This is a genomic window from Pseudomonas sp. SWI36 (genome assembly GCF_002948105.1).
Taxonomy (GTDB): domain Bacteria; phylum Pseudomonadota; class Gammaproteobacteria; order Pseudomonadales; family Pseudomonadaceae; genus Aquipseudomonas; species Aquipseudomonas alloputida.
The window spans coordinates 3,644,667-3,667,983 of sequence record NZ_CP026675.1 but is presented as its reverse complement, the minus strand read 5'-3'; the positions used below and the strand labels follow the sequence as shown (position 1 = coordinate 3,667,983).

The window sequence follows — 23,317 nt, the reverse complement described above, 5'->3', positions numbered from 1 at the left end:
ATGAGCACACTGCGCGCCCTGTCCAACCTGCTGTACCGGCGCCCCAACCTGTACCTGGCACTGCTGTTGATCCCGCCACTGACCTGGTTCGGCGCGATTTACCTGGGCTCGCTGCTGAACCTGCTGTGGCAGGGCTTCTATACCTTCGACGACTTCACCATGGCGGTGACCCCGGACCTGACCCTGGGCAACTTCGCCGCGCTGTTCAACCCGTCGAACTTCGACATCATCCTGCGCACCCTGGGCATGGCGGTGGCAGTGTCGCTGGCCAGCGCGGTACTGGCCTTCCCCATCGCCTATTACATGGCGCGCTACACCAGCGGCAAGACCAAGGCGTTTTTCTACATCGCGGTGATGATGCCGATGTGGGCCAGCTACATCGTCAAGACCTATGCCTGGACCCTGCTGCTGGCCAAGGGCGGCGTGGCCCAGTGGTTCGTCCAGCAGTTGCACCTGGATGGCCTGCTGCAGGCGGTGCTGGCCGTGCCGGGCGTGGGCGGCAGCACGCTGTCGACTTCGCACCTGGGGCGCTTCCTGGTGTTCGTGTATATCTGGCTGCCGTTCATGATCCTGCCGATCCAGGCCTCGCTGGAGCGCTTGCCACCGTCGCTGCTGCAGGCGTCGGCGGACCTGGGCGCCCGGCCAGGGCAAACCTTCGTGCAGGTGATCCTGCCGCTGTCGATCCCCGGCATCGCCGCCGGCTCGATCTTCACCTTCTCGCTCACCCTGGGCGACTTCATCGTGCCGCAGCTGGTCGGCCCGCCCGGCTACTTCATCGGCAGCATGGTCTATGCCCAGCAAGGGGCGATCGGCAACATGCCGATGGCCGCCGCGTTCACCTTGGTGCCCATCGTGCTGATCGCGGTATACCTGGCCATCGTCAAACGCCTGGGGGCTTTCGATGCACTCTGAAAAAGCGTCTGCAGGGCTGCGCCTGGCGGCCTGGGGCGGGTTGCTGTTCCTGCACTTCCCGATCCTGATCATCTTCCTGTACGCCTTCAACACCGAAGACGCGGCGTTCAGCTTTCCGCCCAAGGGCTTTACCCTGAAGTGGATCGACGTGGCCTTCGCCCGGCCCGATGTGCTCGAGGCAATCAAGCTGTCGCTGCAGGTGGCTTGCCTGGCCACCTTGATCGCACTGGTGCTCGGTACGCTGGCCTCGGCGGCGCTCTATCGGCGCAGCTTCTTCGGCAAGGAGAGCATTTCGCTGGTGCTGATCCTGCCCATCGCCCTGCCAGGCATCATCACCGGCATCGCCCTGCTCTCGGCGTTCAAGACGCTGGGGATAGAGCCCGGGGTGTTCACCATCGTAGTCGGCCACGCCACGTTCTGCGTGGTGATCGTCTACAACAATGTGATCGCCCGCCTGCGGCGTACCTCGCAAAGCCTGATCGAAGCCTCGATGGACCTTGGCGCCGACGGTTGGCAGACCTTCCGCTACATCGTCCTGCCCAACCTCGGCTCGGCGCTGCTGGCGGGCGGCATGCTGGCCTTTGCCTTGTCGTTCGATGAAATCATCGTCACCACGTTCACCGCCGGCCACGAGCGCACCCTGCCGATCTGGCTGCTCAACCAGCTCAGCCGCCCGCGCGACGTGCCCGTGACCAACGTTGTCGCCATGCTGGTGATGCTGGTGACCATGCTGCCGATTCTTGGCGCCTATTACCTGACCCGTGGCGGCGACAGCGTCGCGGGCGGTGGCAAATGACCCTGGAGGAGCCCCCGATGCAAACGCAGATGCTGATCAATGGCCAGCTGGTCGCTGGCCAAGGCCCGGCCTGGACCGTGCTCAACCCGGCGCTGGGCATTGCCCTGGCGCAGATCAACGAAGCCACCGAGGCGCAGGTGGACAGTGCCGTGCGCGCTGCCGACCAGGCCTTCGACAGCTGGTCGCAAACCAGCCCTAAAGAACGTTCGCAGGCTTTGCTGGCGCTGGCCGATGCCATCGAAGCCCATGGCGATGAACTGGCCCGGCTGGAATCACAGAACTGCGGCAAGCCCCTGAGCGCTGCACTCAACGACGAGATCCCGGCGATTGCCGATGTGTTCCGTTACTTTGCCGGTGCTGCGCGCTGCCTGGGCGGCTCGGCGGCTGGCGAGTACCTGCCGGGCCACACCTCGATGATCCGCCGCGACCCGTTGGGCGTGGTGGCTTCCATCGCGCCGTGGAACTACCCGCTGATGATGCTGGCCTGGAAGATCGCACCGGCCCTGGCTGCCGGCAACACCGTGGTGATAAAGCCGTCCGAGCTGACGCCGCTGACGGCCCTGCGCCTGGGCGAACTGGCCCAGGACCTGCTACCACCCGGGGTGCTGAACATTCTCTTCGGCCGCGGCCAGACGGTCGGCAACCCGTTGATAACCCACCCCAAGGTGCGCATGGTGTCGCTGACCGGCTCGATCCCCACCGGCGCGCACATCATCAGCGCCACCGCCGACAGCGTGAAACGCATGCACATGGAGCTGGGCGGCAAGGCGCCGGTGCTGGTGTTCGATGACGCTGACATCGATGCCGCCATCGACGGCATCCGCACCTTCGGCTTCTACAACGCTGGCCAGGACTGCACCGCAGCCTGCCGCCTGTATGTGCAGGACGGGATCTACGAGCGCTTCGTCGAACGCCTGGGTAAAGCCGTAGCCAGCCTCAAGCCGGGCCTGCAGGAATCCGAAGAAACCGAGCTGGGGCCACTGATCAGCGCCCAGCACCGCGACAAGGTCGCCGGGTTGGTTCAGCGGGCCATCGCCCAGCCGCACATTCGTCTGGTAACCGGTGGCAAGCCAATAGCGGGCGATGGCTTTTTCTTCGAGCCTACCGTGCTGGCCGACGCCCTGCAGGACGACGAGATCGTGCGCAACGAAGTTTTTGGCCCGGTGGTTTCGGTCACCCGCTTCACCGATGAAGCGCAGGCACTGGAATGGGCCAACGACTCCAACTACGGCCTGGCCTCATCGGTATGGACCCGCGACACCGGCCGCGCCCACCGCCTGGCGGCGCGCTTGCAGTATGGCTGCACCTGGGTGAATACCCACTTCATGCTGGTCAGCGAAATGCCCCATGGCGGGCAGAAGCATTCGGGGTATGGCAAGGACATGTCGATGTATGGGCTGGAGGACTACACCTGTGTGCGGCATGTGATGATCAAGCACTAAGTGCTCGCGTTGACCGAGGGGCTTGAATGCCCCTCGGCCAACGTCTCAGAATTTTCCTTCAACCGTGATCTACTCCCTCCTACTGCACGTTCATTGAGCTCTCTTGACTGGTATCATAATCTGATACCATGAATAATCATCAGCAAGCCACACTTGAAGCATTACTTAAAAGGCCGGTTCCCAGAACACTGGAGTGGGCGCGGGTGGAGTCTCTGCTGGTATCGCTGGGTGCCAGGGTCATAGAAGGAAGAGGATCACGGGTTCGCTTTGAACTCAATGGAGCAGTGGCAACCTTCCACCGCCCTCATCCGGACAGGCACGCCAAGCCCAATCAACCAAGAGACGCCCGCCAGTTCATTGAGCAGGCAGGAGTATTACCATGAATGTAATGACTTACCGCGGATACGCCGCTCGTATCGAATACAGCGACGAAGACCAGTTGTTGATCGGCCATGTCGCCGGTATTCGCGACGTGATAGGTTTTCATGGCGAATCGATCAGTGAGTTGCGCCAGGCATTTGAAGAAGCCGTTGACGATTATCTTGAGACTTGCGAACGCCTTGGGCGGGAACCGCAGAAAACGTATTCCGGCAAGCTCAGCCTACGCCTTGAGCCTACCCTTCACGCCAGTGTGGCGGCCAAGGCGGAGCTGGCCGAAAAAAGCATCAACCAATGGGTAAGCGATATTCTCAGCAAGGCTGCCTATAGCTGAACCCTGGGCCGCTTTGCGGCCCTTTCGCGAGACACGGCTGCTCCTGCAGGGGCCGTCATGGGTCAGTCGCGCAAATCCGACTCGTGAATCGGGTTGGCGCGGCTGGTCGCACGCTGGTATTGCGCAGGCCAGGTGGCCTTGTTGCCGCCCAGGTCGTCGTCGGCATGCAGTGGCCAGTACGGGTCGCGCAACAGTTCGCGGGCGAGGAAGATGATATCGGCCTGGCCGGTGCGCAGGATGTGCTCGGCCTGGGCCGGTTCGGTGATCATGCCCACGGTGCCGGTGGCGATTTCCGATTCCTTGCGCACGCGCTCGGCAAAGCGGGTCTGGTAGCCGGGGCCGGTGGGGATCTCGGCGTTGACCGAGGTGCCACCAGAAGAAACATCGATCAGATCCACGCCCAAACTCCGCAGGCGGCGTGCCAGTTCGACGGTTTCATCCGGGTTCCAGCCGTCCTCTACCCAATCGGTAGCCGATACCCGCACGAACAGCGGCAATTCGGCAGGCCAGGTTTTGCGCACGGCCTCGACCACCTCCAGGGTCAGGCGGATACGGTTTTCGAAGGAACTGCCATATTGATCACGGCGCTGGTTGCTCAGCGGTGACAGGAACTGGTGCAGCAGGTAGCCATGGGCAGCATGGATTTCCACCACCTTGAATCCAGCCTTCAAGGCGCGTTCGGTCGAGGCGACGAAAGCGGCGATTACATCCTGGATCTCGTCCTGGCTCAGCTCGCGTGGAGGCGTGTGCTGCGGATCGAAGGCGATCCTCGATGGCCCCACCGGCTGCCAGCCGCCCTCCTCCAGTTTGACGCTGCCTGGTTTGCCAAGCCACGGGCGGTAGGTACTGGCTTTGCGCCCGGCGTGAGCCAGCTGGATGCCAGGCACGGCCCCCTGGGCACTGATGAAGCGGGTGATGCGCTGCAACGGCGCTATCTGGGCGTCGTCCCACAGGCCCAGGTCTTCGGCGGTGATCCGGCCATCGGCGGTCACCGCCACGGCTTCAGTGATTACCAGGCCGGCGCCACCGACGGCACGGCTGCCTAAATGGACGAGATGCCAGTCGTTGGCCAAGCCATCGACGGCTGAATACTGGCACATTGGTGACACGGCGATGCGGTTGGGCAAGGTCAGCTGACGCAGGGTGTAAGGCTCGAGCAGCAGGCTCATGAGGGCACCTCCCAAGGACTCCAATGGTGATCCGGCCCGGACACTCAAGTGCACATCCCTGGCCCGGTGCCGGTCATTAATGAGACTAGACCAGATTGGTGGGGGGGAAGGTTCTGTGGGATGGCGAGGGGTTCGCCGAAAGGTTTGCAGCGCCTGTGAGATCGAGCGCCGCCCGCGCGGCGCATCGCGGATAAATCCGCTCCCACATCTGTTTCGGGCCAATCACTCCTGTGCCGCCAACAGGGACCGCCTTGATGCATGGCTGAAGACCGATGAAAAGCAGTGGTGCCCACCTCGATATCGAAGGGAACAAACAAGGCGAACAGCGGTGGCCTCACAGGAGTGACTGGCCCGAAACAAACTGTAGGAGCGGATTTATCCGCGATGCGCCGCGCGGGCGGCGCTCCTGCAAGAATCAAGGCAGGCACTTAATGGCCTTAGTACGGCCCCGGGATTTCTGAATGGTCCGACGCATGTATCAGACGTTTCCTACACATATGAGCTGGCGATGCCTAGCTGAGGAAAATATCCTACAGACCCTGTCGACTCGCGTCTGATTGTTCCTGGAAACACCGCCCTTTAGGCTTTTCGTGTCGCTGAAAGCATCAGCGATGCGGGTGTGGAAACCCGGTCAATCTTCAAGTGCCTGTCGTAATGGCAGCTGTACACGGGAGGCCGTATGGCCTACCGGGGTTCCTTGAAGACCGGTTTTCCACCCCGTGTACAGTTGCCGCCCTTCGTGTGGAAACGGCGGTGGCAACTCCTTAAATCTTCAAGGAATTGCTATGAAAAAGATCGTCCCCCGACCCACCCCATCATTTCGACCTTCCCTCCGACAAGACCCTCACCAACGCCGTCAGCGATGGCATCGTGCCCATCGATCATGTGGTGAAGATCACCCATTACCTGATGCTCGCCTATAACCATTGCCACCGAACCCTCGATGCCATCGAAGATGACCGCACCCGGGAATCGCTGGTGAATGGGCTGCGTGCCATGCAGATTGCCTGGGGTCAGGCGGATGCGCTGTCACTCGCCTTGGAGCGGAGTACCAGCCTTCATTGAGGTTAGATTTGCTGGCCTCTTCGCGTGTGAACCCGCTCCCACAGGGTCATCACAGGCTCCAAGGCTTGCGCCTGACCTGTGGGAGCGGGTTCATCGAGGCGTCGAACCGCCGCGAAGAGGCCAGAACAGGCAATCAGGAAATTTCAGGAGAGGAATCGATGACCACAGACGACACCCAATTCACTGTCGGCAAAACCACCTTCTTCCAAGGCGAACACCAGACCCATCCCCTGTTCCGCATCGAGCCAGGCATTCCCTGCCGGGATGCCCGCGAGCAGGCATCGGAGTTGATGGGCTATGTAAGAGAGCTGACCATCATCGGTCTGATGGATGAAAAACCGATGATGATCTGGGCATCCCATTACCTGAGTGCCATGGCCAAGGCACTGATGGATGATGCCGAGCTGGGCATGACGCATAAACCGTTGGGTGACTGAAACCTCCTTCATTCCGCGGTCTGACTGTAATCAGCAAAAGTCGACCGCCCTTTAAGCGCTAGGGTAGTACCACCCACGACAACCCTTTCCACCCGGCCTACCGGGCATCTTAGAAAAATCCTACAGCCTATTACTTAAAGTTCTACGTTCTCTTGGGAAATTCTTCTCAAGCAACATCTCCCTCCTCCTATCGCTGTTCTGCCTCTCAAATACTATTGTCCACCACGTCACGGCGACCAATGAAGCCAATCACGCAGTTAGCACAAACCCGACCTCCACGCTCGCGAGTTGAGTCAATGACGGATACCCCCTTTACAGAAAAACCGAAAGTATTAGATAAGTTCATTACTGAACACGAGCAAAATTTACTCACAAATTCATTTTCGGGTGCAATATGGAGATATGGCTGGCCCATTAATACAATTCCCCTCGCACGTCCTTGCTGGCACATCTTCATAGCCGGTAGCAAACGTACTTCACTGGAGTGCTGCGAGCATGAACTGGCCAGCGACAGCCATTGGGGCTTTCTACTTGATATTTGGAGGCGCACGCAGCTTGCTCACATGCGTGACTGTTTGCTGCTGGGTGTTTACGCAAACGGCCAGACTTTCGGCCAAGACAGTCCTATTCATAGAGATAACAAATCAATTGAACCAGGAAAAACCGCAGTCCTCTTCTGCAATGCCCAGTGGGAAACCACATGGGGCGGCGAACTGATTCTATTCGATCAGCAGAAGAATGACACCATCGCTGCCATACAACCAAAGCCGGGACGCATAGCGATTTTCGACGGACACATACCGCACAGAGCCAGAGCGCCCACCGTTGACTGCGACAAATTGCGAATCACTATCGCTTTCAAGACCATGAATAAGGATATTAAACAATGAGCACACGCGCCGAACTGATAGTAGCAGTAATAGATAAAACGGCAAAACCCATCAATCAAACTGGGGGAGCAGCAGCAATCCACGACCAATTCAACACAGATAAAACCGGATTTTCACTAGTCATCCAAACAGCACAGACAACTACGGCGATAGCCTCAGTAGTCTCCGTCACTCACCTCCCGATAGGTGCTGTACCCTTCATTAACATTGTTACCAATACCCTTTCTGGCACCGTGACCTTCCTGAAAGTCGCGGCAGACCTCAAAGAGGGCGCGGAAATTAAGAGCGGAGATGTCATAAGTTTGGCAAGCAACGTCGCAGGCATCGTGGCCTAGTTCGCCATTCTGGCCGGAGCACCTTTAATTGCTGGAGGGGCCACAGTCGTGGGCGTAACCGCCACACTCTATAGCATCTTCAATTCTGACCTGGCTAAAGCAGCTTACGACAAGATGGCTCCACTCTTTACCAGCCTGCTGAGTCAAGGTGACCTTACTGGTTTTACCGCGCCACGGATTGCGCCTGACTTCACACTCGCTTCACCTGACCAGATACTTTCCACCCACCAGGGAATGATCACAACCGTTAACTGGAACTCTGACTCTTCAGAAATATCCCTAGGCACCGAACCACTAAGTTTTCCAGATAGCAGCCAGGCTCACACCGCCCCAACAGGGAGCGAGACTTTCAATTCAACGCAACCGCCTCCCCTTAGCGGAAACTCCAGCAGCAACTCAGTAGCGGTGACATCTACCCCTGACATATCTGCCCCTGACGCAACACTGACTATAAGCATAGAAAGTATAGATGGTATAAAGTCACCCGACCAAGCACCATCAATTACCGTACCTATTGACGACAACCAGGACAATCAAGATAACTACATATGCTGTAGCAGCGCGCAGCAGGATCAGTACTTCTAGCCAACCTGTAAAACCCTCCACGCCGTAACGGGCCGATATGAATATCTGGCAGCAATCGCTAAAACTCATACGTGAACTCCCGCCTCACAAACAAGCCAAAGCGCTATTAATAGGCGGACTTATAAATCTCACCCTAGGCACCAGCTTCACATTCATGTGGCGCGAACACAAAAACACCAATGAAGAGTTATGGTCGCGAGTTCCAGCCTTTCTCACCTCCAAGCCTGAAACCTGGGATAGCGACAAATCTCTTTATACGTTCAGCATCAAGTTTAAAACTTCAAATGGAAAGCACCACAACGCTCATCTTTATGCAGACAAAATATACTATGATGCAGCGAACCTGGACCTAAATACGCCACTCTTTGTTGACATAGCAACCTCTAAAAGCGCTGCAACGGCTCAGCGCTTAATCGCTCCTAATGGAATGTTTCTTTATGATTCTGCAATGGCGGCACATGTCACCAATGTAAGAAACCGGGAGACCACACTAGCAGTTATCATTTTCTCATTTATCGGCATCAGCATCTTGATTGCGGCAGCGGCGATCTACTACCGCCCCAGAAAGGAGTGCAACTGAACCTGAGCAGCACCTGGGAGATCGAGCGCCGCGCGGACGGCGCTCGATTTGTGCCCCAGCGCAAGATCCAAGGCAGGCACCTGACGCTAAACTCAGCGCGGCTCCATATGCGCAATCATCAACTGCACACTCTCATTACCGCGAAACTCGTTCACATCCAGCTTGTACGCCAACTCCACCCAGCGCACCGTCGGGTTTGGCCACACTTCGCGGTCAATGCCGAAGGCAATGCCATCCAGCCGCACCGAGCCACATTCGCTCTTGAGCACCACTTTCAGGTGCCGTTCGCCAACCACACGCTGCTCCACCAACTGGAACACGCCATGGAACAGCGGCTCCGGGAAGTGCTGGCCCCAAGGCCCGGCGTGGCGCAGGGCCTTGGCCAGGTCGAGGTGGAATTCCTCGACCGCCAGGCTACCGTCGGATAACAGCCGGCCGGTCAGGTCTTCTTCGCGCAGTTGACGCCGCACCTCTTCATCGAACGCCTCGGCAAATGCCGGGAAATTGGCCTCGGGCAACGATAACCCTGCCGCCATGGCGTGGCCGCCGAACTTGCTGATCAACTGCGGATGGCGCGCCGCCACGGCATCCAGCGCATCGCGAATATGGAAGCCCGGCACCGAACGCGCCGAGCCTTTGAGCATGCCATCACCAGCATCGGCGAAGGCGATGGTCGGCCGGTGGTAACGCTCCTTCAAGCGCGAAGCCAGAATACCGATCACGCCCTGGTGCCAGTCGGCATCGAACAGGCACAACCCATACGGCATCGACTCGACCGGCAGGTCCTTGAGTTGGGCCAGGGCTTCGCGCTGCATGCCCTGCTCGATGGACTTGCGGTCCTGGTTCAGGTCGTCCAGCTGCTGGGCCATGTCCTGGGCCAGCGCCGCGTCTTCGCACAGCAGGCATTCGATACCCAGGCTCATGTCGTCCAGCCGCCCTGCGGCGTTCAACCGCGGGCCGAGGATGAAACCGAGGTCGGTCGAGGTGATGCGCCGGTGATCACGGCGGGCCACTTCGAGAATGGCCTTCAGCCCCGGTCGGGCTCGGCCGGCGCGGATGCGCTCGAGGCCTTGGTGCACCAGGATGCGGTTGTTGGCATCCAGCGGCACCACGTCAGCAACACTGCCCAGCGCCACCAGATCGAGCAGCTCGCCAATGTTCGGCTGTGGCTGCGCCTCGTAGCGCCCAAGGCTGCGCAAGCGAGCGCGCAGGGCCATCAACACATAGAAGATCACCCCTACCCCGGCCAGTGACTTGCTCGGAAAGCTGCAGCCCGGCTGGTTAGGGTTGATGATGGCATCAGCGTCGGGTAACTGCGCGCCCGGCAGGTGATGGTCGGTGACCAGCACCTTGAGCCCGGCGGCCTTGGCGGCTGCCACCCCATCAACACTGGAAATGCCGTTGTCCACGGTAATCAGCAACTGCGGCTGGCGCTGCAGCGCCACCTCGACGATTTCCGGGGTCAGGCCGTAGCCATACTCGAAGCGGTTGGGTACCAGGTAATCGACATGGGCCGCACCCAGCAGGCGCAGGCCCAGCACCCCGACGGTGCTGGCGGTGGCACCGTCGGCATCGAAGTCGCCGACGATGAGGATGCGCTGGCGCTGGTCGATGGCTTCGACCAGCAGGTCCACACCGGCCTCGATGCCCTTGAGCTGCTGGTACGGCAGCAGGCGTGCCAGGCTTTTGTCCAGCTCGGCCTCGCTCTGCACGCCGCGCGCGGCGTAAAGGCGGGTCAGCAAGGGTGGCAGGTTACCCAGAAATGGCAGGGTCGGCGGCAGCGGGCGAGGTTCGATACGCATGGGTTGCTTCAACCACGCTCACCGAGCAGCCACTGCAGTTGGACTTCATGCTGGCCACGGTCGTCAGTCACGAATACCGTACCTTCACTGATCATCACGTCCCACTTGATGCTACGCGGCATGTCGGTCGCCAGGGTTTCCAGCACCTCTTGCGGCACAGCGGCAATGCTCAGGTTTTTCAGGTTCTTGACCGCGCTCACCACTTTACCCTCCCACACTCGCAGGCTGCCGTAAGCCAGCAAGCTGGTGCGTTCGGTACGACGCGAGCACCAGGTCAGGCGATCGGCATCGGGCTGGCCAACTTCAATCCAGTGCAGCACGCGATCGTCCAGGCTCTTTTCCCACAACGCTGGCTCATCGACATCCGACAGGCCGCGGCCAAACGACAAGTTCTCGTTGTACCAGAGCGCGTACGCCAACAAACGAACGGCCATGCGCTCTTCGGTTTCCGAAGGGTGCCGAGCGATAGTCTGTTTGACGCTTTCGTAGACGTTGCGATCAAGGTCGGTGAGATTCAATTCGAACTTGTAGGTGGTGGACGGCTGGGCCATGGTCGACGGGCTTCGTGCAAAAGAAAGTGGCACAGTCTAACCCATCCGCACCCTCCATGCCCCGCAGCAGTACCCGGCGAAACCGACGTGTGATAAAACCACGGCTCTGCCCAACTGCCACGGACACCCCATGTCGACGCCCAGCAAACCCCTCGCCGGCCTTAAAGTTGTCGAACTCGGTACCCTGATCGCAGGGCCGTTCGCCTCGCGTATCTGTGCCGAATTCGGCGCCGAAGTGGTCAAGGTCGAATCCCCCGATGGCGGCGACCCGCTGCGCAAGTGGCGCAAGCTGTACGAGGGCACCTCGCTGTGGTGGTTCGTGCAGGCCCGCAACAAGCAGTCGCTCACCCTCAACCTCAAGCACCCCGAGGGCCGCGATATCCTCAAGCGCCTGCTGGCCGAGGCCGACATCCTGATCGAAAACTTTCGCCCGGGCGTGCTGGAAAAACTCGGTTTGGGGTGGGATGTGCTGCATGCGCTGAACCCGCGCCTGGTGATGGTGCGCCTGTCGGGCTTTGGCCAGACCGGGCCGATGAAAGACCAGCCAGGCTTCGGTGCCGTAGGCGAGTCGATGGGCGGCCTGCGCTACATCACCGGTTTCGATGACCGCCCGCCAGTGCGCACGGGGATTTCCATCGGTGACTCGATTGCCGCCCTGTGGGGGGTGATCGGCGCGCTGATGGCGCTGCGCCACCGGGAAGTCAATGGCGGCCAGGGCCAGGTGGTGGACGTGGCCCTGTACGAGGCGATCTTTGCCATGATGGAGAGCATGGTCCCGGAATTCGATGTGTTCGGTTTCATCCGCGAACGCACCGGCAACATCATGCCAGGCATCACGCCCTCCTCCATCCACACAAGCGCCGACGGCAAGCATGTACAGATCGGCGCCAACGGTGATGCGATCTTCAAGCGCTTCATGCAGGCCATCGGTCGCGATGACCTCGCCAACGACCCGACCCTGGCCAGCAACGACGGCCGCGACCTGCGTCGTGACGAGTTGTATGGGGTAATCGACCGCTGGGCCAACAGCCTCCCACTGGAGCAACTGATGCAGGTGCTGACCACTGCCGAAGTGCCGGCCAGCCGTATCTATTCGGCCGAAGACATGTTCAACGACCCCCAGTACCTGGCACGCGAGATGTTCCTGCAGGCCAAGTTGCCGGATGGCAAGCCATTCCACATGCCCGGCATCGTGCCCAAGCTGTCGGAGACTCCCGGCTCTAGCGAATGGGTCGGCCCGGCCTTGGGCGAGCATACCGAGGCGCTGCTCGGCAGCCTGGGCTACGACGCAGCGGCCATCGCCAGCCTGCGCGCAGCGGGCACGGTCTGATCCTGGCGCTGACCGGTTCCATGTGCGCGCCCCGCTGCCTACGCCACCTGGTCCTGCTCTGCGGGCTGCTACCTGCGTTGCTGTTGCAGCCCGCACATGCCAAGGAGCACCTCTTCTGGCTGGTACGCGACCTGCCACCGTTCACCATTTTTGATGGCCCGGAAGAAGGCCGGGGGGTCATCGACCAGTTGTTACCGCTGCTGATAAGGCAAATGCCCGAGTACGAACACAGCATCGTGCGGGTCAACCGCGCCCGCAGCCTGCAGATGCTGCAAGACCGTGACACCTTCACCTGCGACCCAACCCTGCTGTGGACACCGGAACGGGCCAAATATGTGCATTTTTCTGTTCCATCGCTGGGCGTGCTCAGCGGCGGCCTGGTGTTGCGCAAGGAAAACCAGGCGCTGGTGGCACCCTACCTCGACGGCCAGCAGGTGGACTTGCATGGCCTGCTGAGCAAGGCCCCGCTAAAGCTTGGGATTGTCGCGGAACGCAGCTACGGCACGCAGATTGACAGCATCTTGCGCCAGTTACCCGACAGCGCGCTCAGCCGCCACTACGGCAACGAGGCCACCGCCAACCTGCTGCAGATGCAGCAGTTGGGGCGCCTGCGCCTGGTGCTCGGCTACTGGCCTGAAGTGCGCTACCTGATCCAACAACAGGGCGGGTCACTGGCTGACTACCAGTTTCATACTGTACAGGGCGTGAATCGCTACCAGTTTCTGCATGTGGGCTGTTCAGACAGCGAATTGGGGCGTGCGGCAGTTGCCCACATCGACCAGTTGCTGCCCACCCTGCGCCGGGATGTGTTGCCAGGGTTGTATGCCCGCTGGCTGGACCTGGCATTGCGGGAGGACTATCTGGAGGAAAGCCGGCGTTTCTTTGAGGACAAATAAGCCTAACCGGTCTGCACGGTCGTTGCAGGAGCAGCCGAGGGATACGTGCCTGCCCAGAAAAAGAAACCCCAGGCGCTGGGGAAGACGCCCGGGGTCAAGCGAAAGCCCTTGAGGACTTCCCGTGACGGCCTTGCCAGCGCCGGAGCAAAGCACTGGCTGGCTGCCCTTACACTGTCTGATAAACCACTCAGGCAAAGGTTCCCTGCGGTTGCTGGCGATGCTGCAATGCTGCGATGACACACGGCTGCAACCGCCCCTCAGCTATCTGCAGGTCTCGGTGCAGGCCGTCCACGAGGTCGATCAGCAGGCGTTGCTCCTGCAATTGGCGCTCGCTAACCGTGCGCCGCAAGGTAATACCTGAGAGAGGGTCGTGAACGGTCAGTTGGCGATTACCACTGGGATCGGCGATGCCGAGGTGGGTCTGATAGGGCGTCAGGGCTTCGTTGAGCAGGCTGCAGATTCTTTCCATCCGGATCACTCGCTGCGTGGTGGGACCTAAAGTAACTGACCAGCAGGCGCCGCAGAAAGTTCGTCAAACCGCGCCCGCTTCAGTGAGCATGCGGGGCTGGCATGACAGTTTGAATACGCCTCCCTGGGCGCACCTGCAGTGTTTGCAAGGCCTGCTGCAGGCGTGGCATCGACAGCGGCCAGGGCAACTCGTCGAGCACCCACATGCCGCGCTTCCTGGCCTCTTGGGCAAGGTTTTGACGCGTTGGGGCAGGCTGGCCGACGAACAGCAATGCGCGCGCTCGCTGCGGCTGGGCGAACAGAGCAAGGCCGGCCCGGGCTGGCATGGCGTGGTCGAGGATCAGCAGGTCGGGGCGACGCTCAGCACAGAGGCAGGCGTCGAGGTCAGCGATGCTCTCGCTGATGCGCACGTTGAAGACGCCTTGGCCGTTAAGCGCCTGGTGCAAGAGGATCTGGTGGGACGGGCGAGCCTGGTGGATCAACACATAGGGCTGGTGCATGAGCCGCTCCTGTTGGGAGGACCGGCTAATTTATGCGGGGTGCTCGGCGGACCGAATAGGATGTTTCTGATAGACCTGAGGGAAAAGGCTGAGACGTTGGGGCTGCTCTGCAGCCCCAAACGCCATGCAATTACAGCGGCTTGCCGCGGTTGCCGTGCTGGCTGACAAAGCCCTGTACAGCCTTCAGGTCGTTGGCCAGTACAGTGCAACGCTCTTCACGGCTGAACAGGTCGCTGAGGTGCGCGGGTAGCTCCAGCGCCTTGCCCACACCGGCCTTCTCCACCGCTTCCGGGAACTTGACCGGGTGCGCGGTACCCAGCACCACCATTGGCGTGTCCAGGCTACGGCGGCACTCGCGGGCAGCCTTGACGCCGATTGCGGTATGCGGGTCGAGCACTTCACCGGTGGCGGCGAACACTTCTGCGATGGTCTCGCAGGTTTGCTCGTCGCTGACAGCCAGCGAGTCGAACAGTTTGCGGGCTTCGGTCCAGCGGTCTTGCTCGACGCTGAAGCCGCCACCTTGCTTGAAGTTGGCCATCAGCTCGGCAATCGCACCACCGTTGCGGCCATGCAGGTCGAACAGCAGGCGCTCGAAGTTGGACGAGACCATGATGTCCATCGACGGCGACAGGGTCGCGTGCAGGGTTTCCTTGACGTACTGGTTGCCGCTCATGAAGCGGTGCAGGATGTCGTTGCGGTTGGTGGCGACGATCAATTGGCTGACCGGCAGGCCCATGTTGCGCGCCAGGTAGCCGGCGAAGATGTCGCCGAAGTTGCCGGTCGGTACCGAGAACGCCACCGAGCGCGCCGGGCCACCCAGCTGCAGGGCTGCATGGAAGTAGTAGACGATCTGGGCCATGATCCGCGCCCAGTTGATCGAGTTGACGGCGACCAGGCGGGTGCCCTTGAGGAACGACTGGTCGGCGAAACTGGCCTTGACCATTTCCTGGCAGTCATCGAAGTTGCCTTCGATGGCGATGTTGTGGATGTTGTCGCCAAAGATGGTAGTCATCTGGCGGCGCTGCACTTCCGACACACGCTGGTGCGGGTGCAGGATGAAGATGTCGACGTTGTCGCAACGGCGGCAGCCTTCGATCGCGGCAGAACCGGTATCACCGCTGGTGGCACCGATGATGACCACGCGCTCGTTGCGCTTGGCCAGCACATGGTCAAGCAGGCGGCCGAGCAACTGCAGGGCAAAGTCCTTGAACGCCAGGGTCGGGCCGTGGAACAGCTCCAGCACCCACTCGTTGCTGTTCAGCTGACGCAACGGGGCGACCGCAGCGTGGGCGAACTCGCCGTAGGTTTCTTCGAGGATCTTCTTGAAGTCGGCGTCGGCGATGCTGCCTTCGACGAACGGACGCATCACACGGAAGGCCAGCTCGTGGTAGGGCAAGCCGGCCCACGAGGCGATTTCTTCCTGGGTGAAGCGTGGCAGGTTTTCCGGCACGTAGAGGCCGCCGTCGCTGGCCAGGCCAGCCAGCAGCACGTCTTCGAAATTCAGGGCCGGTGCCTGGCCGCGGGTACTGATATAGCGCATGGGTGCAAACCTTCGATGCTGGGGCCGGGGCCGCGCGGGCGGCCCGTCGGCAATATTTGTTAGTTGAGCTGCTCGACGCGAATGCGCACAACCTTGCCGACCACGTCCTGCAGGGCTTCCAGGGCGACGATGGCGTCATTGATTCGCTGCTCGACCACGCCATGGGTCACCAGGATCATTGGCACCAGGCCGTCCTGTTCCTCGGCTTCCTTCTGCATGATCGACTCGATGTTGATACCGCGCTCCGAGAGGATGCTGGCGACCTGGGCCAGTACGCCCGGGTGATCCTTGGCCTGGATGCGCAGGTAGTAGGCGCTTTCGCAGGCTTCGATCGGCAGGATCGGGTGGGCCGACAGCGAGTCTGGCTGGAAGGCCAGGTGCGGCACACGGTTTTCCGGGTCGGAGGTCATGGCACGGACCACGTCGACCAGGTCGCCGACCACTGACGAAGCGGTAGGCTCCATACCCGCGCCAGCACCGTAGTACAGGGTGGAGCCGGCAGCATCACCGTTGACCATGACAGCGTTCATCACACCGTTGACGTTGGCGATCAGGCGGTCGGCCGGGATCAGCGTCGGGTGCACGCGCAGCTCGATACCTTCGGCGGTGCGACGCGCCACACCCAGGTGCTTGATGCGGTAGCCCAAGGCCTCGGCGTAGTTCACGTCTGCCGTTGTCAGCTGGGTGATACCTTCGGTGTAGGCCTTGTCGAACTGCAGCGGGATACCGAACGCGATGGACGCCAGGATCGTCAGCTTGTGCGCAGCGTCGATGCCTTCTACGTCGAAGGTCGGGTCGGCTTCGGCGTAGCCCAGCGCCTGGGCTTCAGCCAGCACGTCCGGGAAGGCACGGCCCTTCTCACGCATTTCGGTGAGGATGAAGTTGCCGGTGCCGTTGATGATGCCAGCCAGCCAGTTGATGCGGTTGGCCGACAGGCCTTCGCGGATGGCCTTGATCACCGGGATGCCACCGGCTACGGCCGCCTCGAACGCGACAATCACGCCCTTCTCGCGGGCTTTGGCGAAGATTTCGTTGCCGTGCACGGCAATCAGCGCCTTGTTGGCGGTGACCACGTGCTTGCCGTTTTCGATGGCCTTCAGCACCAGGTCGCGGGCGATGGTATAGCCACCGATCAGCTCGATGACAATGTCGATCTCCGGGTTGCTTGCAACTTCGAACACGTCAGCGGTAATGGGGGTACCGGTAATCTGGCAGTTCGGGTTCTGCGAGCGCATGGCGATCTGTGCCACTTCAATACCGCGCCCGGCACGGCGGGCAATCTCCTCGGCGTTGCGCTGAAGTACATTGAAGGTTCCGCCACCGACGGTCCCCAACCCACAGATGCCTACTTTGACCGGTTTCACTGTGAACTCCCCATTGAACGGCCGACACGTTTGCCGACCGTGAAACTTGCCGTCACCCCATGACGACGGCGTACTGAACTGGATTACTTGGCAAGTGCCAGCTTGGCGACCTGCGGTGCCGGCTGGTAGCCCGGAATGACCTGGCCGCTTTCAAGAACAATGGCCGGCGTGCCGTTGACCCCGATCGACTGACCCAGCTGGAACTGCTTGCTGACCGGGTTGCTGCACTTGGCGGCCTTGATTTCTTCACCTTCGACCATTTTGTCCATCGCCCCGCGGCGGTCGCTGGAGCACCACACCGCCTGCAACTGCTGGTCACCCGACGAACCGAGGCCCTGGCGCGGGAAGGCGACATAGCGCACTTCGATACCGCGACGGTTCAACTCGGGCACTTCGGCGTGCAGCTTGTGGCAGTACGGGCAGGTAGTGTCGGTGAACACGGTGATGTGCGACTTGGTCTCGCCTTTGGCAGGATAAACCACCATCTCGCCGGCTGGAATGCCGTTGATGAGCTTGGCGATACCTTGGCGTTCGGTTTTTTCGGTGAGGTTGACCGGCTTGCCGTCCTGGATCTGGAACAGATAGCCCTGCATCACGAACTGGCCGTCAGCGCTGGCGTACAGCACGCGGCCGCCCTGCAGCTTGACTTCATAGAGGCCGTTGAGCGGGCTGCTGGCCACGCTTTCCACAGGCACTTCCAGTTCGAGGTTCTGCAACGATTTACGGATGGCCTGCTCGGCACCGGCGTTGCTATCGGTTGCCGCGGCAACGGCAAAGGTACTGGCCAGCGCCAACGCGGCGGCGGCGAAAAACTGGGTCACGCGCATGGGAACTCCTGAAGGCGGACAGGGGCCGGAGGGCGCCACCTGCGGAAAATACGCGGTGACCGTGCGGCCCTTGGTGCAAACCGCCCAAGCCTACCACATCACGCTGCCCGTGAAGGGGGTCGCAAGGACCGGTCGGCGGAACATGAAAAACATTCATCCACGCGGGTGGTGCTGGGCGTGCAACTGCTGCAGGCGGGCCTTGGCGACATGGGTATAGATCTGTGTGGTCGACAGGTCACTGTGGCCCAGCAGCATCTGCACCACCCGCAAGTCGGCACCGTGGTTGAGCAGGTGGGTGGCGAAGGCATGCCGCAGGGTGTGCGGCGACAGCGGCTTGTCGATGCCGGCAACCCGTGCGTGGTGTTTGATACGGTGCCAGAAGGTCTGGCGCGTCATCTGCTCGCCGCGCTGACTGGGGAACAGCACGTCGCTGGGCCGGCCATTGAGCAGTTCGGCGCGGCCATCGCGCTGGTAGCGCTCCAACCACACCACCGCCTCTTCACCCATGGGCACCAGACGCTCCTTGCTGCCCTTGCCCATCACCCGCAGCACACCCTGGCGCAAGTTGACCTGGTCGAGGGTCAGGCTGACCAGTTCGGTAACCCGAAGGCCGCACGCGTAGAGCACTTCGAGCATGGCACGGTCGCGCTGGCCAATGGCTTCGCCCAGGTCCGGAGCCTGCAACAGGGCTTCGACGTCGGCTTCGGACAGCGACTTGGGTAGCGGCTTGCCCAATTGCGGCATGTCGACCTGCAGGGTCGGGTCGATGGCCACCAGCTTTTCCCGCAGCAGGTAACGGAAGAAGCCGCGCAGGCCGGAGAGGAAACGCGCCGTGGAACGTGGCTTGTAGCCCTGATCCAGGCGCCAGGCCAAGTGATCGAGGATCAGGTCGCGGCCGGCGTCCGGCAGCGATACCGAATGCTCCTGCAACCAGCCATTGAACAGGGCCAGGTCGCTGCGGTAGGACACGCGGGTGTTGTCGGACAGGCCTTTTTCCAGCCATAGGGCGTCAAGGAACTGGTCGATCAGGGGGTGGTCGAGGGCGGGCATGAAATCTCGGTGGCAAACGACGAAATGGCGCTTAGTCTTTCATAACAACGCCGGCATAGGGAGCCCGCATGAGCGAACAGCAGATCCTTCTGAGTGTGGGCGGCATCGGCGCAGCGGCGCTCGCCTGCCAGTGGCTGGCCTGGCGCCTGAAGTTGCCGGCAATTCTGTTTCTGTTGTTGGCCGGGATCCTTGCCGGCCCAGCGCTGGGATGGCTCGACCCCGAGGCGCTGTTCGGCCCATTGCTGATGCCGCTGGTGTCGCTGTCGGTGGCGCTGATTCTGTTCGAAGGCAGCCTGACCCTGCACCTGTCGCAGTGGCGCGAGATTGGCAGCGTGGTGCATCGCCTGGTCACGGTGGGTGCACTGGTCACCTGGCTGGTGATTGCACTGGCAACCCACTGGCTGCTCGGGTTCGACTGGCCGCTGGCGATTCTTTTCGGCACCTTGACCCTGGTGACCGGCCCCACGGTGATCGTGCCCATGCTGCGCGTGGTGCGGCCAAAGGCAGCGATCGCGAACATCCTGCGTTGGGAAGGGATCATGATCGACCCCATCGGCGCGCTGCTCGCCGTGGTGGTCTACAGCTTCATCATCGCCAGCGCCGAGGGTAACGGCCTGAGCCAGAGCCTCATCACCTTCGCCGGTGTGCTCTTCTGCGGCACCACCCTGGGCGCGGCGGGGGGCTGGCTGCTGGGGCAAATCATGCGCGAACAGTGGCTACCAGAGTATCTGCACAACCTCGCGTCACTGGCGGCGGTACTGGGGATATTCATCGCCGCCAACCAGATCATGCACGAGTCCGGGCTGCTTGCCGTGACCGTGATGGGCATGTGGCTGGCCAACATGCGCGGGGTTGATGTGCGGCAGATCCTGCACTTCAAGGAAAACCTCAGTGTCCTGCTGATTTCCGGCCTGTTCATCCTGCTGGCTGCACGCCTTGACCTGCATGCCCTGCTAGGCCTTGGCCCTGCTGTGCTGGCATTGTTGCTGGTGATCCAGCTGCTGGCACGCCCGCTCAACGTCTGGCTGGCCACACTGGGCTCGACACTCAACTGGCGGGAGCGCGCGCTGCTGGCCTGGATTGCGCCACGCGGCATCGTCGCGGCGGCCGTTTCAGCCATTTTTGCCATCCGCCTGCACCAGGCCGGCCACCAGGATGCCTTGCTGCTGGTACCGTTGACCTTCGCGGTCATCATCGGCACGGTGGTACTGCAAAGCGCCACGGCCAGGCCGCTGGCACGCCTGCTCAAGGTCGCCGAACCGGCACCCAGCGGGTTTCTCATCGTCGGTGCCAACGAACCGGCCCGGGCCATTGCCAAAGCCCTTCAACACCTGGGCTGCCGGGTTTTGCTGACGGACTCCAGCTGGGAAAACATCCGCGCCGCACGCATGGACGGGCTCACGACCTACTTTGGCAACCCGGCCTCGCAGCATGCCGACGCCCATCTTGACCTGGTCGGCCTCGGGCACTTGCTGGGCCTCTCTCCCGCCGGCGAAATCAATGCCCTGGCCTGCGCCAGGTTCCGTCATGATTTCGGCCACAGCCGGCTGTTCGTGCTAGCCAGTGGTCTGGAGAAACAACGTAGCGACAAGCATCGGGCGGCCGAAGAACACCGTGGGCATCTATTGGGGGCCAAGCCGATGACCTACCTGCAACTGGCCAACCGCATGCATCAGGGCGCCGAGCTGTATAGCACCAACCTGACCGAAGGCTTTGGCTGGGATGCCTACCAGGCGCTGCATGGCGAGCGGGCACACTTGCTGTTCGCGCGCGATGGCCAGGGCTGGGTCCATGTAGCCAGCCCTGATAACCCGTTGCAGCCACAACCGGGCTGGACCCTGGTGGCATTGATCGAGCCAGCACCAGAGCCGTGATACTCAGGCGCCTGGCAGCACGGGCACCGGGCGCTTGTCCTCGTCGATGGCGACGAAGCTGAACACCCCATGGATCGCCCGGTCACGGCCATCCAGGTACATGTTCTCGACAAACACATCCACCTGCACCTGCAGGCTGGTATTGCCAACCTTGATCACCGTCCCCACCAGCTCGACGATCGAGCCCGCCGGAATCGGGTGCTTGAAATCGATGCGGTCGGTAGACACGGTCACCAACGGCAGGCGGCAGAAACGCGTGGCAGCGATGAACGACACTTCGTCCATCCAGGCCAGGGCGGTGCCGCCGAACAGGGTGTTGTGGTGGTTGGTGGTATTGGGGAACACCGCCTTGGTCACGCGGGTCACCGACAGTTCGGTGCGGCGCTGGATTTCCTGGTCTCGGGTCGTCATGGCAATCACATTTTCGGGGTTTCAAAACGCAAAAAAGCAGCCCGAAGGCTGCTTTTTTCTCGCTAGGCGGCCTCGGCCACCGGGCAAACTGCACTCAGGACAGTTTTTCCTTGATGCGAGCGGCTTTGCCGGACAGGTCGCGCAGGTAGTACAGCTTGGCTTTACGCACGTCACCACGACGTTTCACGGCCAGGCTGTCGATTTGCGGGCTGTAGGTCTGGAAGGTACGCTCTACGCCAACGCCGCTGGAGATCTTGCGCACGGTGAAGGCGCTGTTCAGACCGCGGTTACGCTTGGCGATAACGACGCCTTCGAACGCCTGCAGACGGGAACGCTCACCTTCCTTCACTTTAACCTGAACGACAACGGTGTCGCCTGGTGCGAAGGTTGGGATTTCCTTGCTCATCTGCTCGGCTTCGAGCTGCTGGATGATCTTGTTGGTCATGCTGTGCTCCTAAGATGGATACGCGATCCACCATCGATACGTTTAACTATCGTCCCGCTCGCGGAGATATTCCTCGAGCAGCTTCTTCTCTTCTCCAGAAAGCGAGCGACTTTCCAGAAGATCGGCGCGTCGTTCGAAGGTCCTACCAAGGGACTGCTTCATCCTCCAACGCCGGATATGTGCATGGTTGCCACTTAGCAACACGTCGGGAACACGCTGATCCGCATACACCTCAGGCCGGGTGTAGTGCGGGCAATCGAGCAGACCGTCGGTGAAGGAATCTTCTTCCGCCGAGTCCACATGCCCTAAAGCTCCGGGCAGCAGTCGCGTAACCGCATCGATCAGTACCATGGCCGGCAGCTCGCCACCGGAAAGCACATAGTCGCCAATCGACCACTCCTCATCGACATGAGCCTCGATAAAGCGCTCGTCGATGCCTTCATAACGACCGGCGATCAGGATCAACGATTCCTGTTCGGCCAGGCCTTTGACCGCCTGCTGAGTCAGCTTGCGGCCTTGTGGCGAAAGGTAGATCACCTTCGCCGCTGCTCCGGTCGCCTGCCTGGCGCTAACCAGGGCGTCTTCCAGAGGCTTGATTTTCATCACCATGCCCGGACCACCGCCAAACGGCCGATCATCTACCGTATGGTGACGATCTGTGGTGTAGTCCCGCGGGTTCCAGCAAGTCACCTGAAGCAACCCTTGTTTCACCGCGCGGCTGGTAATGCCGTACTCCGTGATGGCCGAGAACATCTCGGGGAACAACGTGATGACGTCTACGCGAAGGTTACCCATCGTTTAGAAGTCCGCGTCCCATTCGACCCGCATCACGCCTGCTTCGAGGTCGATTGCCAGCACACATTGCTCCGTATAGGGCAACAGACGCTCGCGATCATCCAGGCTGCCTGCGCAGGGCTTGACCACCATTACATCGTTCGCACCGGTCTCCAACAGGTGATCGACCTTGCCGAACAGTTGTTCGTCCTGGTTGATGACCTTCAGACCTACCAACTGGTACCAGTAGTACTCGTCGGCAGCCAGGTTGGGCAAAAGGCTCCGCGGGATGCAGATTTCGTAACCGCTCAGAAGACGGGCTTCATCGCGATCGTCGAGACCTTTCAGCTTCACGACCAGGCCCTTTTGGGAGCCACGACCGCTGACCAGCTCGACCTGCTTTACCTTGCCTTCGTGCCGAAGCGTCCAGCGTGGATAATCCAACAGGTTTTCAATCGGATCGGTAAAGGAATACACCTTCACCTCGCCGCGAACGCCGTGAACCGAAAAAATCTTGCCAACGACGATGAGGTCGTCAGCCTTTTCTGGCGTCGCGTTCATA

26 protein-coding genes are annotated in these 23,317 nt (G+C 61.0%); 13 read left to right on the top strand and 13 right to left on the bottom strand.

The features are described from left to right. From C4Q27_RS17505 to C4Q27_RS17485, 5 genes are all read left to right on the top strand, one after another. Complete coding sequence (locus C4Q27_RS17505; RefSeq protein ID WP_003252181.1) at nt 1–912, top strand: ABC transporter permease; 912 nt, start codon at nt 1–3, stop codon at nt 910–912. After that, entirely contained in the window at nt 902–1,708 is an 807-nt protein-coding gene (locus C4Q27_RS17500; RefSeq protein ID WP_003252179.1) for an ABC transporter permease, read from the top strand. The genes C4Q27_RS17505 and C4Q27_RS17500 overlap by 11 nt, the downstream gene beginning before the upstream one ends. A 17-nt stretch (nt 1,709–1,725) precedes the next feature. Beyond that, the gene (locus C4Q27_RS17495) at nt 1,726–3,150 is read left to right on the top strand and encodes a gamma-aminobutyraldehyde dehydrogenase (RefSeq protein WP_064490847.1); all 1,425 of its coding nucleotides are present in this window, start codon (nt 1,726–1,728) and stop codon (nt 3,148–3,150) included. 128 nt (nt 3,151–3,278) lie between these two features. After that, nucleotides 3,279–3,533 (top strand): type II toxin-antitoxin system HicA family toxin, encoded by a 255-nt coding sequence (locus C4Q27_RS17490; protein ID WP_104887122.1) that lies wholly within the window; start codon nt 3,279–3,281, stop codon nt 3,531–3,533. Continuing rightward, a complete protein-coding gene (locus tag C4Q27_RS17485; protein WP_003252175.1) occupies nt 3,530–3,862 on the top strand; it encodes a type II toxin-antitoxin system HicB family antitoxin in 333 nt (110 codons plus the stop codon). Before C4Q27_RS17490 ends, C4Q27_RS17485 begins: the two co-directional genes overlap by 4 nt. Nucleotides 3,863–3,924: 62 nt before the next feature. Here the strand turns inward: C4Q27_RS17485 and C4Q27_RS17480 are convergent, their stop codons facing one another. Further along, a complete protein-coding gene (locus C4Q27_RS17480) occupies nt 3,925–5,031 on the bottom strand; it encodes an NADH:flavin oxidoreductase/NADH oxidase (RefSeq protein WP_104887121.1) in 1,107 nt (368 codons plus the stop codon). A gap of 870 nt (nt 5,032–5,901) precedes the next feature. Between C4Q27_RS17480 and C4Q27_RS17470 the strand changes: the two genes are divergently transcribed. From C4Q27_RS17470 to C4Q27_RS17450, 5 genes are all read left to right on the top strand, one after another. Next, entirely contained in the window at nt 5,902–6,096 is a 195-nt protein-coding gene (locus tag C4Q27_RS17470) for a hypothetical protein (RefSeq protein WP_256599628.1), read from the top strand. A gap of 158 nt (nt 6,097–6,254) precedes the next feature. Beyond that, nucleotides 6,255–6,533 (top strand): DUF3077 domain-containing protein, encoded by a 279-nt coding sequence (locus C4Q27_RS17465; protein ID WP_047604476.1) that lies wholly within the window; start codon nt 6,255–6,257, stop codon nt 6,531–6,533. A 296-nt stretch (nt 6,534–6,829) separates the two neighbouring features. Next, on the top strand, nt 6,830–7,423 hold the full coding sequence (locus C4Q27_RS29445; protein ID WP_177410009.1) for a 2OG-Fe(II) oxygenase: 594 nt from the start codon (nt 6,830–6,832) through the stop codon (nt 7,421–7,423). After that, a complete protein-coding gene (locus C4Q27_RS29830) occupies nt 7,420–7,758 on the top strand; it encodes a hypothetical protein (RefSeq protein ID WP_256599626.1) in 339 nt (112 codons plus the stop codon). The genes C4Q27_RS29445 and C4Q27_RS29830 overlap by 4 nt, the downstream gene beginning before the upstream one ends. 622 nt (nt 7,759–8,380) lie before the next feature. After that, on the top strand, nt 8,381–8,923 hold the full coding sequence (locus tag C4Q27_RS17450; protein ID WP_104887120.1) for a hypothetical protein: 543 nt from the start codon (nt 8,381–8,383) through the stop codon (nt 8,921–8,923). Nucleotides 8,924–9,015: 92 nt separating this feature from the next. On the opposite strand, the gene recJ is transcribed toward C4Q27_RS17450, so the two are convergent. Both recJ and C4Q27_RS17440 read right to left on the bottom strand, forming a co-directional pair. Beyond that, nucleotides 9,016–10,725, bottom strand: coding sequence for a single-stranded-DNA-specific exonuclease RecJ (gene recJ, locus C4Q27_RS17445; protein ID WP_104887119.1), 1,710 nt, complete (start codon nt 10,723–10,725; stop codon nt 9,016–9,018). Nucleotides 10,726–10,733: 8 nt separating this feature from the next. Next, a complete protein-coding gene (locus C4Q27_RS17440; RefSeq protein ID WP_003252169.1) occupies nt 10,734–11,276 on the bottom strand; it encodes a YaeQ family protein in 543 nt (180 codons plus the stop codon). Between the two features lie 130 nt (nt 11,277–11,406). On the opposite strand from C4Q27_RS17440, the gene C4Q27_RS17435 reads away from it, so the two are divergent. After that, entirely contained in the window at nt 11,407–12,606 is a 1,200-nt protein-coding gene (locus C4Q27_RS17435; protein ID WP_010952569.1) for a CaiB/BaiF CoA-transferase family protein, read from the top strand. A 20-nt stretch (nt 12,607–12,626) separates the two neighbouring features. Next, nucleotides 12,627–13,502, top strand: a complete 876-nt coding sequence (locus C4Q27_RS17430) for a TIGR02285 family protein (protein WP_012053583.1) — start codon at nt 12,627–12,629, stop codon at nt 13,500–13,502. Between the two features lie 187 nt (nt 13,503–13,689). Here the strand turns inward: C4Q27_RS17430 and C4Q27_RS17425 are convergent, their stop codons facing one another. From C4Q27_RS17425 to xerD, 6 genes are all read right to left on the bottom strand, one after another. After that, nucleotides 13,690–13,971, bottom strand: a complete 282-nt coding sequence (locus C4Q27_RS17425) for a DUF3509 domain-containing protein (protein ID WP_003252163.1) — start codon at nt 13,969–13,971, stop codon at nt 13,690–13,692. A gap of 79 nt (nt 13,972–14,050) precedes the next feature. Beyond that, a complete protein-coding gene (locus tag C4Q27_RS17420) occupies nt 14,051–14,470 on the bottom strand; it encodes a response regulator (RefSeq protein WP_104887118.1) in 420 nt (139 codons plus the stop codon). 130 nt (nt 14,471–14,600) lie between these two features. Then, nucleotides 14,601–16,010, bottom strand: coding sequence for a threonine synthase (gene thrC, locus C4Q27_RS17415; RefSeq protein WP_010952565.1), 1,410 nt, complete (start codon nt 16,008–16,010; stop codon nt 14,601–14,603). Nucleotides 16,011–16,069: 59 nt separating this feature from the next. Then, nucleotides 16,070–17,374 carry a homoserine dehydrogenase gene (locus C4Q27_RS17410; protein WP_003252157.1) on the bottom strand — a complete coding sequence of 435 codons (1,305 nt, stop codon included), beginning with the start codon at nt 17,372–17,374 and terminating at the stop codon, nt 16,070–16,072. 83 nt (nt 17,375–17,457) lie between these two features. Then, nucleotides 17,458–18,201, bottom strand: a complete 744-nt coding sequence (locus tag C4Q27_RS17405; protein WP_049587384.1) for a thioredoxin fold domain-containing protein — start codon at nt 18,199–18,201, stop codon at nt 17,458–17,460. A 153-nt stretch (nt 18,202–18,354) separates the two neighbouring features. Next, complete coding sequence (gene xerD, locus C4Q27_RS17400) at nt 18,355–19,251, bottom strand: site-specific tyrosine recombinase XerD (RefSeq protein WP_003252154.1); 897 nt, start codon at nt 19,249–19,251, stop codon at nt 18,355–18,357. 68 nt (nt 19,252–19,319) lie between these two features. On the opposite strand from xerD, the gene C4Q27_RS17395 reads away from it, so the two are divergent. Continuing rightward, on the top strand, nt 19,320–21,125 hold the full coding sequence (locus C4Q27_RS17395) for a sodium:proton antiporter (RefSeq protein ID WP_020191174.1): 1,806 nt from the start codon (nt 19,320–19,322) through the stop codon (nt 21,123–21,125). Nucleotides 21,126–21,128: 3 nt separating this feature from the next. Here the strand turns inward: C4Q27_RS17395 and C4Q27_RS17390 are convergent, their stop codons facing one another. From C4Q27_RS17390 to rimM, 4 genes are all read right to left on the bottom strand, one after another. Then, on the bottom strand, nt 21,129–21,536 hold the full coding sequence (locus C4Q27_RS17390) for an acyl-CoA thioesterase (protein WP_014592194.1): 408 nt from the start codon (nt 21,534–21,536) through the stop codon (nt 21,129–21,131). A gap of 94 nt (nt 21,537–21,630) precedes the next feature. Further along, nucleotides 21,631–21,981: a 50S ribosomal protein L19 gene (gene rplS / locus C4Q27_RS17385; RefSeq protein WP_003252148.1), complete on the bottom strand. Its 351-nt coding sequence runs from the start codon at nt 21,979–21,981 to the stop codon at nt 21,631–21,633. A gap of 42 nt (nt 21,982–22,023) precedes the next feature. Further along, nucleotides 22,024–22,776: a tRNA (guanosine(37)-N1)-methyltransferase TrmD gene (trmD, locus tag C4Q27_RS17380; protein WP_003252146.1), complete on the bottom strand. Its 753-nt coding sequence runs from the start codon at nt 22,774–22,776 to the stop codon at nt 22,024–22,026. A 3-nt stretch (nt 22,777–22,779) separates the two neighbouring features. Beyond that, entirely contained in the window at nt 22,780–23,316 is a 537-nt protein-coding gene (gene rimM / locus C4Q27_RS17375; RefSeq protein WP_003252144.1) for a ribosome maturation factor RimM, read from the bottom strand. Between the last annotated feature and the right edge of the window lies 1 nt (nt 23,317).